This window comes from Candidatus Chromulinivoraceae bacterium (genome assembly GCA_035478595.1).
GTDB lineage: Bacteria > Patescibacteriota > Saccharimonadia > Saccharimonadales > Saccharimonadaceae > CAMLKC01.
Genome location: DATIJL010000018.1, coordinates 60,492 through 73,097, shown reverse-complemented (window position 1 = coordinate 73,097; position 12,606 = coordinate 60,492). Strand labels below are relative to the sequence as shown.

The 12,606-nt window shown below is 45.0% G+C and carries 10 protein-coding genes and 1 tRNA gene; 1 reads left to right on the top strand and 10 read right to left on the bottom strand.

Translation table 11 applies throughout. The annotated features are described in order from the left end of the window. Nucleotides 1–198: 198 nt before the first annotated feature. From VLG36_06005 to VLG36_05980, 6 genes are all read right to left on the bottom strand, one after another. A complete protein-coding gene (locus VLG36_06005; GenBank protein ID HSW78325.1) occupies nucleotides 199–972 on the bottom strand; it encodes an ABC transporter permease in 774 nt (257 codons plus the stop codon). 1 nt (nucleotide 973) lies between these two features. Next, on the bottom strand, nucleotides 974–1,906 hold the full coding sequence (locus VLG36_06000) for an ATP-binding cassette domain-containing protein (protein HSW78324.1): 933 nt from the start codon (nucleotides 1,904–1,906) through the stop codon (nucleotides 974–976). Nucleotides 1,907–1,917: 11 nt separating this feature from the next. Further along, nucleotides 1,918–2,262, bottom strand: a complete 345-nt coding sequence (locus VLG36_05995; GenBank protein HSW78323.1) for a DUF1048 domain-containing protein — start codon at nucleotides 2,260–2,262, stop codon at nucleotides 1,918–1,920. Between the two features lie 22 nt (nucleotides 2,263–2,284). After that, nucleotides 2,285–2,761, bottom strand: a complete 477-nt coding sequence (locus VLG36_05990; GenBank protein ID HSW78322.1) for a helix-turn-helix domain-containing protein — start codon at nucleotides 2,759–2,761, stop codon at nucleotides 2,285–2,287. A gap of 179 nt (nucleotides 2,762–2,940) precedes the next feature. Beyond that, nucleotides 2,941–4,005, bottom strand: a complete 1,065-nt coding sequence (locus tag VLG36_05985; GenBank protein ID HSW78321.1) for a hypothetical protein — start codon at nucleotides 4,003–4,005, stop codon at nucleotides 2,941–2,943. A gap of 612 nt (nucleotides 4,006–4,617) precedes the next feature. Beyond that, nucleotides 4,618–5,328, bottom strand: a complete 711-nt coding sequence (locus VLG36_05980) for an alpha/beta hydrolase (protein HSW78320.1) — start codon at nucleotides 5,326–5,328, stop codon at nucleotides 4,618–4,620. A gap of 1,066 nt (nucleotides 5,329–6,394) precedes the next feature. Here VLG36_05980 and VLG36_05975 point away from each other — a divergent pair. Then, nucleotides 6,395–7,774 (top strand): hypothetical protein, encoded by a 1,380-nt coding sequence (locus tag VLG36_05975; GenBank protein HSW78319.1) that lies wholly within the window; start codon nucleotides 6,395–6,397, stop codon nucleotides 7,772–7,774. Between the two features lie 278 nt (nucleotides 7,775–8,052). Here the strand turns inward: VLG36_05975 and VLG36_05970 are convergent, their stop codons facing one another. The 4 genes from VLG36_05970 to VLG36_05955 all read right to left on the bottom strand — a co-directional run bounded on the left by VLG36_05970 (nucleotide 8,053) and on the right by VLG36_05955 (nucleotide 12,600). Further along, complete coding sequence (locus VLG36_05970; protein HSW78318.1) at nucleotides 8,053–9,474, bottom strand: hypothetical protein; 1,422 nt, start codon at nucleotides 9,472–9,474, stop codon at nucleotides 8,053–8,055. A gap of 405 nt (nucleotides 9,475–9,879) precedes the next feature. Next, the gene (locus tag VLG36_05965; GenBank protein HSW78317.1) at nucleotides 9,880–10,593 is read right to left on the bottom strand and encodes a M15 family metallopeptidase; all 714 of its coding nucleotides are present in this window, start codon (nucleotides 10,591–10,593) and stop codon (nucleotides 9,880–9,882) included. Between the two features lie 92 nt (nucleotides 10,594–10,685). Then, a tRNA-Leu gene (locus VLG36_05960) sits at nucleotides 10,686–10,773 on the bottom strand. A gap of 30 nt (nucleotides 10,774–10,803) precedes the next feature. Next, nucleotides 10,804–12,600, bottom strand: a complete 1,797-nt coding sequence (locus VLG36_05955) for a peptide ABC transporter substrate-binding protein (protein ID HSW78316.1) — start codon at nucleotides 12,598–12,600, stop codon at nucleotides 10,804–10,806. Nucleotides 12,601–12,606: the final 6 nt, after the last annotated feature.

Here is a 12,606-nt window from a genome sequence, read left to right as displayed (position 1 = left end):
TCGGCCATATTGGACTTCAGACCGAGGATATTATAAAGATTTCTCATCAGTATCGCCCATCTCGACGATACTGATGAGAAGCATGCAATACGGCTACTTCTTGCGAAGCTAGTTGATCTAAATAGAGTGGCTAAGTCGCAGAAGGTTCTTACCCGTTGGCTGCGCGACTAAGGTATTCTTGGCACCCTTACGCGCTCTTTAACTATTTGCTACCGTTATTTTTCTCTTGTATTGCCATACTGAAAGAGCATACATCACAACAAGAATACCGACACACCAAGCCATCGCAATCCATTCCTTACCGCCCAGAGTTCCAGTAGTAAGCAGTGAACGCATCGTCTCAATAATAGGAGTGAAGGGCTGGTTTTCGGCAAAACCTCGCAAAATTGGCGTCATGGACGACGTTGGCACGAACGACGGACTGATAAAAATAAGTAGCATCAGAATGTAACTGAACGAACTAGCACCTTCGGCCGATTTTGCCAATAAGCCAAAGAATATTGCCATCCAGGTTGTTGCTAGCGTGAATAGAGTAACTAACCCAGCAAACATTAGCCATTCGTTGAGCCCTGCGCTCGTTCTAAACCCGACTGCAAACGCTACGACTAGCACTAGTATAGACGAGAATAAGTTAGACAAAGTTGATGACATAACCTGTCCACCCAATACCGAGGAAGGGGCAACCGGCATAGTGCGGAAACGGTTGATGATACCTTTCTGTATATCGTTGTTCAGACGAAAAGCTGCATACGCAATACCACTTATCACCGTCAAGACAATGATTCCGGGAGTAATGAAATCGACATAGCTTACTGAACCAGTTTGCTCACCAAGTGCCCCGCCCAAAACATAGACAAACATAAGCAACAAGGCTATTGGCGAGATCACGACGGTGATAATCGTATCGGGGCTACGTAAAATATGCTTCAAACTTCTTTTAGCCATCGTCCAGGTGTCTTTAATTGTTTGCATCCTACTTTTCCTCCTTTTTATTGCCAATGAGCTTGAAGAATACATCGTCGAGCGTTGGTACTTGCTGAGAGAAGCTAGACGGTTCGAGCTTAGCATCACGAAGACAAATGAATAAATCTGCAATCTGTTTTGCATCACCGTTGGTTGCGACAGAGAGCGTTAGATCATCTTTCTTTGTTATTTCAAATGTTTTTTCAAGAGCACGCGTAGCGCTGTTGAGCTGCGTTTCGTCACCAAAAGTGAACTTAACAATATCACCCGGAACGAGCTTCTTCAACTCAGACGCAGTGCCCTTAGCTACAATCTTGCCCTCATGAAGTAGTGCAATAATGTCAGCCAATTCGTCTGCTTCATCAAGATACTGCGTTGTCAGAAATATAGTCGTACCACCTTTGGCAAGCGTCTTGATTGTCTGCCACATACTTTTTCGTGCCTCTGGGTCAAGGCCGGTAGTCGGTTCATCTAAAAAGATAACAGGTGGGTTGCCTATCAGGCTCATCGCTATATCAAGTCGACGACGCATACCACCAGAAAACGTTGAGGCGAGTCGGTCTGCGGCATCCGTAAGGTTGAACTTATTGAGCAACTCTTTGGCTGTTTGAACAGAGTCATTCACATGTCGTAAATCACCAATGAGCTCAAGGTTCTCACGGGCTGAAAGCATCTCGTCGACCGCAGCAAACTGTCCAGTCAGGCTAATGTGTCGACGAACTTCATCTGGCTGTTTATTGACGTCGAACCCACCGACCATCGCAGTGCCAGCATCGGCCTCAATCAGTGTTGTTAAGATATTGATAATTGTTGTCTTACCGGCACCATTACTACCGAGTAACGCAAAAACCGTTCCGCCGTCAACATCAAAATTGACACCTTTAAGAACGGTGTTCTTTTTGTAAGCTTTTTTCAACTCATGAACTGTAATTGCTGGTTCCATGTCTTCTCTTTCTATTTTCCGAGCTTTTTAGCAACGGCATTGTTTAGTTTTTCACGTAAGCCATCAATATGTGTTTTCTCGTCATGTATAAGCCCATCCACGAACACTGCAATGTCACCACTAGTAATTTCTGACACATGCTTGCCATCGGCGATACCTTTTTCAAAGCACTCAACTAAACGCTTAAACAAGTCACTCGGATCCGTCAGTCCCGTACCACCTTGCCAAACATAGTGTTTAATTTCGTTGTACACTATGCGGTATTCTTCTGGTAGTAGTTTGGCACGTGCTTCAACTACTTTCCACTCTTTTTTAGCTTCCAGATCGCCAATGATTTTACTTAGAAAGTCGTTCATATATCATCCCTTCAATTATTTATTAGATGAGTCCTTTTATACTTTTATGATGCATCACCCACTCTTCATACAATCTCGGTAACCTTTCCACCATGAATTCATTCAGAGAAACGACAGTCTCTAGAGAATCCCGTCGTACCGACGGGATATCTCCAATTAACTCAAGTCCCTCACGCGCCAAATCAGCCATTTGCTGGTATTCCGTTGAGTCAAAACCCATATTCTCTCGAGTCAGTAACGCGAGACTGATTAAATCGGCACGCGTGCCAGCTGGGCGTGATCTCTTGACGAGTGATTGTGCTTCTAATACCTTGACAGCACCGTTAATAGCACTGCGACTAGTGAGAAGTGCTATAGCTATATCATTGATTGATTGCGCTGCTGGTTGGCAGACGTATAGGTAGCCAATCAGCCGACCAGCTACAGGTGAAAGTCCATAACGCTCCGAGTAAAATCGTCCAGTATGATCGGCCATAATCAGTATTTTGTCTCTGTCCATGCTGCTAGGATACACAAAAATATGAAATGACGCAACATTGTGTTCTCTCATATTTGTTTTGTTGTAATAAGAACCAGAAGGTCTCGCTCCGCGTATGCCCATAGTATAGGCACGTACAAACTTGCAAAGAAAGCTTTCGAGTCGAGCCCAGCTAAGAGACAACTTACAACTTGCTAGAATTAAGGCGATACCTTGCCTAATTCACGAATATGCAATGCCTGTATAAAGCCCTCTGGCAAGCCATTGCGCAAACCCTCTTTAACAAATTTGTGCAGTGGCTCTTTGATAATCAGATAGTCCTCAAGATAGAGGTATAGGTCGATAAGAACAACCTCGTCAACCTGAGATAGCGTACTGCCCTTGGCCGTTATTGTTCGCATACTATCAAGCGCCTCATCTATTTCCGAGGGACGCGATACTAGTTGTGCCACGCTCACCACGACATCAGTATACGAAGCATTATCAGGCACATGCAAGGACTGACGGCTGATTTCCTTAAAGGCCCATCCTGCCCTCAGGAAAAAGATACCCACAAGCAAGTACCACGTGAGGCCAATATGATATACCGAGTAACCCGCATTGAGGAAATAGCTCTTTGCGATAAACTCCTGCGTTGTGGCTACGGTAAGCGTACCCATTGCTACAGTAGTCCATGCCATCGCCTCTTTGTGAATCGGACCTATAATCTGGCGGATATGGCGTGCCTCCAACGCAGCAGCCGCACTAAAAATACCACTTAAGGCCAGCGGAGCGAAGGTCATATCGAACATGAGTTCGGTGTCGGTTACTTTTGGATGTGGCAGTACCATAACGATCAACACCAATATCGTCGAACCAACCAACACAGAAATAAATGAGCTCAACCACTGATCTGAGCCTAACAGCTTCATAAATTTGCGCATTCCGACATACATACAGCCCGTACCGATAACATACGGCGTAGAGACAAGCACAACCAAGCCGTGGATTAACTGTGCTAAGCCGCTCACAACACCGCTACCGATATTGAATATAACAATGCCGGCGGCAAGCCAATAATAGGCCGTCTTTAGGCCACTTTTAAATGTTTTTAGACTAGACAAAAAGTACCACAGAGCTATAGTCTCAGTAATAGTAGTAGCAAATCCGGCAAAAATAGCATAGCTCAAGCCCATCGCGTTTGCCGCAGGGAACAGGAAAAAGGCAGATGATGAGATTAAGCCTATTAACACTAGCAGTAAAAAAAACTTCTTATTTACATTCATGTCCTTCTCATTTCAGGTTATTAACCATAAGTGTAACCACAACATGTGAAGCGGTCAACTATGCAAAGCTACAATCCCTCGACTTTCCTCAAACTGCCGAGAATGTCCTCTCAATATCGGACAGATTGAGTGCCTTTTACCTAGCCGCTTACATCTTCACAGCTCGTGCCCTAGCAGATATAGACCCATGCACCGCTACTTATCATGAATCTCCAGTTTGCGTCCGGAGTCGCTCAAATATCCTGTGGCATAAAAGAAGATCACAGAACCTGGTTGAGCGCGACGGTGTTAATGTTGCGAGTTTTATACTGACATCGATGAGAGGAAGATAACAGCAGCAAGATAACAGGTTTAAAGATTAACTCAAATAAAAAGATGTCCATTTCTGAAACACTTTCACATCTTGAAATCTATCATAGTGCACCACATTGACCCGTTGTGGAAACGTCCTAGAGCCAAGTATGGCATTGATGTACGAATAACTACTCAATCTCGGCTGGGCCTACTACAACAAAGAAATACACGTTGCGGAGCTGAAATAGAGAAAAGCCAGCGGCATTCTCAATGAAGATAGCTCCAATAATCTCGCTCAAAACTCTATATATAGCCAAGCTAGTGCCTAAATCCCGCAACGAAATCGTTAATTATTGCCGCAAGCTCATCTGGATGGCTGATCATCGCTAAATGACCACTAGCAATATCAACAACTTGCACAGCAGGTAATTGTTTTGCCATTCGCGCTTGCTGCGATGGAAGAGTTTGCTTGTCGTCGATTGTACGAACATACAGGTACTTTGAAGGCGGCAATGGACTGGCTGAGGTTTTACCAACGTACAAATCAATGGGTTCTGGAGTGAAAGCGCCGACAATACCGGCCGTTTGTTCATCGTTAAGATCATTGCAGAGGCCTTTTCGAATAGCTGCCGCTGGCGGCTTTGTTCCTGCAATTTTAAGTACAATCGGCATAATAACACTTTGCGGAAAGGGGAGTGTGCTGGCGAAAGATTCTCCAGGTGCTGGTATAGTAGCACTGACAGCGACAAAACCAGCCATTTTGCCTCCCAGCTTGCGAGAAAGTTCAACCCCCACCACGCCGCCCAGCGAGTGCGCGACAATGGCATATCGTGTTGCGTTCAATTTTTGCGTTTGCGTTAAAGCGTCTTGGACGGCATCATTGAGAGTCGTAGCCTTATCTCGATTGTATGTCAATGCCACACTCGGCACTTCAGCCTTCGCCCGTACGTTGTCCCAGATATTTGGGTTCAATCCTGCGCCGCTAAGATATACGATTGCTGTTTGAGGCAAGTTGCTTTTGAGGTTCATTACCTAATTATATCACCCTCCAATTGGAACAATCGCTCAGAAGTTAACGAAGTAACTGATAAGATACTAGGCGAATAATGCCCTCATTGAGAGCCAGGAAATTAGCAAGTACTACCCTCGCAGCATACGCACATAGCCAGAACGAGCGTACAGCACATGAACAACATAGATGGCATCTCTGTTATAGCGGCACACGACCAAATAGTTATCAACAATCAGATAGCGGCAGTTTTTCTAGGCGAATATCTACTGCCATCATTGACACTCGCAGCTCTGGAAAGTTGGTCAGCCGTTGCATACATTGCAGTATCTTTTTGTGCCATATTTTGTGCAGCTACGGTATTAGCGAGGTCATTTTGAATATACAAGAATAGTTTTTAAATGTCCTGCTCTGCCGCAAGCAGCAGGCGTAGCTTCACAGTGATATGCCTAGTTTTCGTGCAACGTCAGTAACTGACATCATAGCATCAGTGGCTGCGTGCGCTCCTTTTTCGATTTAACATACAAGTATCTCTATGGTCGTTTCCCGGTCATAGTTATCGATTTTTGAGATGACATACATACTGCGACCATTGACGCCATATATCTGAGCCACTAGCAAACTTGTGATGCGATTATTGAGCTCGTTCAAATCTATTATTATGTAGTATAGTGAGGATAGGAGATCTGATTTCGCAGGAATTAAGCGGCTGCTCGTTTTATCTTTTATGTCCTCAAAATAATTGAACAAAAACACCCCGTTTTACAGGAGCGTTCTACTGGATCTGAGGTTGCCGTTAAGGAGCCTAAACTTTTGAGCGGCAAGATATGGGGTGACGATTGGACAAGAGACAAGAGAAATTCGCACTTTGCTTGATGCCGAAGCGAAGCAGCCATAACATCTTACTCAGCGAGAAATAATTTAACCAGATAACAGATGAACGTTAGTCGATTTGAAAATGTAATACCTCAGAAATCGAACAATGTTAGCGGAAAGTGCCACGTTTAGGGTTAGATAATAAAGCGTTGAGTTGTAGGTTAGACGTATATAACATACAATGTCATAATAAAGTAACGGAGTACCGTGATGTCAAAGACAAACCCGGCCAGGACACTAGAGTGCTTACGAAACACAGAAGAAAGACCTTATGATCTATATCTTAAACTTCTCAGAGATCATGGAGTAGTGTTCTTAGATGGCACGGTATACCTTGATCCCAGAAAGCTTGGTCTAGCTGCAGCAATGTCTCCGACTCGTGCGGGAAATGAGATGGTTTTTCGTGGCGTGAGAGATCGAAAAGGAGATCCAAACGATGGCGGTCAAGGCTTCATAGATAAGGGAAGCTTATTTACCCTAGATGCAACTGGCAATGCCAAGAGAATCGTAATCGACGGCTCAAAAGAACAAGCACGGCTACTTCAGACAAAACTGGAACCCGGAGAATATGTGGAGCTGGAGGAGGAGGATCCGACGCTTGTTGAGACGACTGACGCTCAAATGTATCTCGCATACACACATGCCTGGGCTCAGGTCGAGAATACTTTCGTAAAAGATCATGAGGGATCTCCCACCGACCCGATGCAACAAGTCGTTCTGGACTATAAGTTCACAGTTGGACTTGCAAAGCGCGTAGGTCCTAGTCACTTTGTCGAGCTAGAGTCGCCTCTTGGATGGGGTACGAAGGAAGTGGCCTTCGATCAGGAAAATGGAAGTGTAACTTATGAACAAGCCTACAAGCCTGACGGCACTATTACCTCAACGATTGCATACGCAAGAACGCCAGACGGGATCGAGGGAGAGTGGACAGACCAAAAAATAACGTTAGTTCCCTATGAAGCAAAAAAGAGATTCGAGCGTGAATATCCACCCGAAGATCCGGCTACACCCGATTGGATACGGTGGTATTGGATTAATCGACATGCTTCTCCCGCGTACACCCTCAGTAGCAATGAATTCCAAGTTGACCCTGAAGGTGAGCTAGATGATGGCCTTAAACTTAATCTTGTACTCATCAGTGCACGATCGGAGTCAACAATAGGTCCTGACGGCACGGAAGTGATGGGGCCATATTCCGTTGGGATGGCACTAAAGATTGCTAAATCCACACACGTACAACCTGATAATGCTGCTAATTCCGATGAAGGTGAGTTCGTATGGGTTAGTCCCCTTCCGTTATTTATTGACACTCATCCAAACGCAGGAACAATCACCTTTGGTTGTCACTACGAGAATGGGGTATTTTCATATCATAGGGGAGATTATGAATCATGCACAACAGAGCTAACCGATGAAATGCTCCGTAGCCAACTGCCGCCCATTAGGCAAATCAACGACTACTGGCAAAGGCTACAGCAACAGAAACGAGCAGCCAACGGTGAGTATGGTGCAGTCTCTCAGGTCAAGAACCGCTTTACCATCGGTCACGCTGCAGTTACATCAAGTGTCGCGTTCAAAGAATCAACTTAAAACCCCTCAGTAGTGGCACAAGGAGGATTTTATGTATCAAACGATGTGACTTCTGTCTGTCATCACACTAGCTGTGACCTCGTTAGCCCCGGCTCGATACAGCTCCCTGCCCGTCCTAGACTAACAAATTGCGCTCCGTTAAATCACTTGCAGCATACACCGTTTCTCTCGAAATGAAATCCTAACGAGACAACGACGCTACAACCATTGCTGTTTCTAGATAGAACGATAGATCTCTACATTTCAGCCCTGCACACAAGATGAGCAGCGTCGGAGACTTATTTCCTATTGTTCGCCTGGCGAGCTACCGTCGTCCAATTGTAGACTGGCTCCTGATACAGTAAATGGAGCACCTCCTGTCTTGAATACCCCTTCGTCTCCAGGCTCGTTAATACTCCTGTCCATCGTGCCAAATCACGTTTATACTCCTCGTCAAACACAACATCAACAGCCTCCTCAACGACGGACCGTTCTATGGTGATTTCAGAGCGAGAATAGTTCGACTCTAGAATTTCAATATCTTCCGCTAGACCTTCCTGGAGGTAATCAGGAAGATCTTTTAACCGTTCGTTAAGACGCCCGCGATAGTCGTAGACTGCTTTCTCAGTGAGTGAATAATAAATGTCGCTAGAACTTGTGCCGTCGGAATAGAACGCGAGTATCTCGTCCCGTGCAGCAGCATCAATCCCCAAATATTGACGTTCTTGCCTCACTAAGCTTTGTACTATCAACCTCAGTGCTTGTTTAACAGGTAATCCTTTTTCTAGAATACCTGCAATAAAGCTAGCTTCATCGTTTCGTTGTTCAATCGGAATAAAAAGTTTATTGATCAAGTGCTGTTGCTCATGGATAAGAACTTTATCTGCTATCTCCAAAGGAGCATTCCCACTTGCGTCTTGAGTAACTTCTATTCGATGAGCGGTCTGTAAAAGCCGTGGTCCGTTCTCACCAATGATTACCCCATCCAATTGTGGAACTTTCGACATAGCCAGAGTAGCGCCTTTTGTTAGGCTAGCCTGTATAATCGCCTCCTCGTCTTGTGATCCGGTATATATTTGCGCGTAATCTCGTTCGTCCCAACAGCGGAAAGCAAGCATCATTGGTCCAACAATCACGTCTACTTTTCCATGAGGCATCGTTCCTATGCACGCTGCATATAATTCAGCATCATTAGGATACTCACGACGGTAATAGGTGACAGCAAAATGCTTGTGTTCGTATTCGGTGAGTGCACGGTCAAATGCCTCCAGTTGCCGTTTGGACAATCTATTGGTAGCCGCCGATTCAGCTACCTTAGCCCACAAGATTGCACTTTCTATATCCGAAGAAGCCTGTATGCTATCGTTAATATCTTGAAGGATGGTCGCGATACCTTTTCTTTGCTCAGTAAGACGTTGTCTATACAGCTTAATTCTCTCCCTAATGATGTCATGCTGTTCAGGAAGGGAAAGCCTTTCTTCATCAATACTTAATTCTCTGATATTTCTTAATTCATCCACGGGAGAGAACGCCGTATACTGCAATACTTCGTCAACTCTCCTCACTGTATCTTCTTCGAATATTCCCTCCAAATTAAGCAGCCCCTCGTCATTCAGCGCGTCACGATCATGACTCTTATAAACGAGGCGTGCAGACGACTCTTGATCGCTCAATAATCCCTCCAAAGATCTATCGATGAGTTGGTCTGGTTTACTCTCCATTTGATTATTATACCACTCGATAAACTAGCCCCATCGGCCCAACCCTTCCAGGAATCACGCCAACTTGCGTAAAATACTGCGCAAGTATCCGAATTCGAACCTCATGAGACTAGCTGCAAACATACACTTGCAGGCCTCATGTCCTGAGAAAAGAGCCAAGTCTTACTATAATTCTACCTTGCTGTATTCAAACTAAAACACCCCGTTTCACAGGAGTGCTTACTGAATTGACTTTCTTGTACTCATGGTGCACCACATTGACCTGTCGTGGAACACCTTGGAGCCTAGTTTAGTTTTGATGTATCAAAAGTTAAGCGATTTAGGTTGGACTTACTATAATGTCGGAATACATATCGTCGAACCCAAAGTTGGAGGCGAAGAAAATATTATATTGCTAGGATCTTTTTACAAGTCGACAGGGCTATAGAGACTCTCGGATTCTCCATAAAACCAGGCCCATACTTGGTCGCCATACGAGAAGTGCCACCATTCAGGCTTACAACTTGCAAAACCAGCGTCTAACATAGCCTGCAGGAGAATCTGGCGGTTATCTTTCTGTGCTTGAGTTAAGTCGGAATAATAGATAGACGAAGCATCGGTATCATCATTCATCTTGCTACCGAAATCAACAAGTTCGCCAGTCGAAGTATCGAGCAATTCAACATCAACTGCCGCACCGCATACATGCGGGGGTAATGTAGTCGCTGGATCACTTACAAAATCACGCGCATGTTCAAGTGCTTCTTCATCTGAAATGTCGGGATTATTCTTTTTATAGTCATCAGCGCACTCGATTAGGATTCTTTTTTGGACTTCAATAGGACGGTGGCCGGCTCGTATGACAAGTTTGTACTTATCATCAAGTAAAGCTGCTGCGACTTCAAGTCTACGTGCAACTTCAGGTCTGACATATACACCGTCGTATTCGGGATGCTCTGCGATATAGTCAGCGTATCGCTTACCTTCCCAATCATTCTCGAGCGTCCAGCATGGTTCAATTTTTAGTTTCCCATTGTCGCTAATCTTTACTAAGGAGTCATTAACGCCAATAGACTGGTACTTTGAAAAATCGATTCGTTCGGTACTTTTTGATTTCTCTATTTTTTCTTGCAAATTCATATTTCTTATTATATCAGATACAAACGTAAAAGTGTTCCACGTTGATGCTCATAAGTTTGAGCCGTGGAACACTTTTTATCTGTAATTCAATTTGGTGCGCGAGAGAGGACTTGAACCTCCACGAGCGCAATGCTCACCAGCCCCTCAAGCTGACGCGTCTACCAATTCCGCCACTCGCGCATGGGCTATAACTCGATAAGTATAGCTTACTCAAGGGGTTTTGTAAACAGATTTCTGTTGCACACTCCAATTCAGAACATTGTCGTAGCGGTCATATGCCGAGATCCAGGTAGCATTTGGGTCAACCGCCGTAACGTGCTTATTGTACACATATTCCGCCACTGGTTGATACAGACCTATCGCAGGTACATCATCAATCCATTGTCTAGCAAAAGCTTTATACTTAGCGTTACGAAGAGCAGGCTCAAGACGTGATCGAGCACTAGCCAAAGCGTCATCCGCCACCTTGTTTGAGTAATCGGAGAAATTGTAACCACTCGTGCCTACTTGTGATGAATGCCAGTATGCATAGACATCTGGATCGGCACCAATGAATAGCTCATACAGTAGCACATCGTAACTACGCGGTTGCAGAACTCCTTGCACAAAGTTAGCCGTCGGATCAGTCGTATTGATAATGGTCGTATTCACCTCGACACCTAATTTTCGCCATTGTCCGGCCAGACTCTCGAGAGCCTTTTCATACTGTGAATTTTTGGTTGTCACCACGTTAAGAGAAAGTCGCTGACCACCTTTTTCACGCACCGAACCCTTTAATAGCCAGCCATCACTATCCAACATTTGAGCAGCTTTCGTTGCGTTATAAGCAGCAGGATGCGGCACGTCAGCGCCAGTCACTTGTCCATTAATAAATGGCAGGCTTAATGATGGCACGGCAATAGGAAGCGACATCCTAACTGCCATCGTATCAGTTCCAACTTCAAGTGCTTGACGAACTGCTTTATCTTGAAGTATTGGCGTAGTCGTATTAAACAACGCATAAACACCGCTGTTCACTGGCTTACTCGCAATCGTATAGTTTGAGGAGTCAATTTGCGAAACATTAGCACCGCCTAGACCGGAGGCTGCATTTACTTCACCTGTTCGAAGTGCTGCCGTAATAGCATCCTGAGTATCATACGTATGAATCTCAAACCTGCTGACAAGAGGTAGCCCACCGTAATACTTGTCAAACGCAGTCATGTGTACCACCTTACGCCCACGCGTATCGTCGAGAGTCTGCAGCAAGCTAAAACTAAATGGGCCACTGCCAATCGGAGATCGACTAAAGGTGTTTTCGCGAACAGCGCCAGGCGCGACTTGTCCTAAGGTATGTTCTGGTAGTACAGCGAACGTGAGAGCGTTCGGAAACGCTGCATATACAGCAGGCAGTTTAAATTGCACCGTCGAATCATCAAGTGCCGTTACGGTTATATCCTGCCAGTTAACACGTAGTGGTGATCGTGTCTCAGGGTTTTTAATAAGATTAACTGTAAACGCGACGTCCTTAGCTGTTAACAAACTACCATCATGCCATTCAACATTCGGACGTAGCTTGACCGTATAAACCGTATTCGTCGTGTCAACCGACATGCTCTGAGCCAGATCGCCATGAAGATGACCTGTCGTATCGTAGGTGTAAAGGGACGAAAATAGTAAACGACTAGCTGCAACCTCTGCATCACTACTTGCATATAGTGGATTTAGAGTGTCGATTGGACCGAGTGACGCCTCGGCGTACGTGCCGCCTTGAGCTGCCGCGACTGTTTTATAACTATTTTGAAACCAAACAAATTGTGCACCGACAGCAATGATCATTGCACCTACAAGAAGCAGCCACGCAATAATATGACGACGTACGTTACGAATATTGTCGAGGCGCGTTACAATAAACTTGCGTGCATGTCGCACAGTCGCACCCTCAGCCTTTTTTACTCGGCGTGAGATCTTTTTACTATCAAATGACAGATTTTGAAACTGCCTCCACCCTCGTCCGTCGTCTGCCATATATCT

What these genes read in the sequence shown, in the direction of transcription:
- VLG36_05970 (HSW78318.1), bottom strand. Translation starts at nt 9,474, where the DNA reads ATGGAGAGTAAACCAGACCAACTCATCGATAGATCTTTGGAGGGATTA.
- VLG36_06000 (HSW78324.1), bottom strand. Translation starts at nt 1,906, where the DNA reads ATGGAACCAGCAATTACAGTTCATGAGTTGAAAAAAGCTTACAAAAAG.
- VLG36_05995 (HSW78323.1), bottom strand. Translation starts at nt 2,262, where the DNA reads ATGAACGACTTTCTAAGTAAAATCATTGGCGATCTGGAAGCTAAAAAA.
- VLG36_05980 (HSW78320.1), bottom strand. Translation starts at nt 5,328, where the DNA reads ATGAACCTCAAAAGCAACTTGCCTCAAACAGCAATCGTATATCTTAGC.
- VLG36_06005 (HSW78325.1), bottom strand. Translation starts at nt 972, where the DNA reads ATGCAAACAATTAAAGACACCTGGACGATGGCTAAAAGAAGTTTGAAG.
- VLG36_05985 (HSW78321.1), bottom strand. Translation starts at nt 4,005, where the DNA reads ATGAATGTAAATAAGAAGTTTTTTTTACTGCTAGTGTTAATAGGCTTA.
- VLG36_05975 (HSW78319.1), top strand. Translation starts at nt 6,395, where the DNA reads ATGTCAAAGACAAACCCGGCCAGGACACTAGAGTGCTTACGAAACACA.
- VLG36_05965 (HSW78317.1), bottom strand. Translation starts at nt 10,593, where the DNA reads ATGAATTTGCAAGAAAAAATAGAGAAATCAAAAAGTACCGAACGAATC.
- VLG36_05955 (HSW78316.1), bottom strand. Translation starts at nt 12,600, where the DNA reads ATGGCAGACGACGGACGAGGGTGGAGGCAGTTTCAAAATCTGTCATTT.
- VLG36_05990 (HSW78322.1), bottom strand. Translation starts at nt 2,761, where the DNA reads ATGGACAGAGACAAAATACTGATTATGGCCGATCATACTGGACGATTT.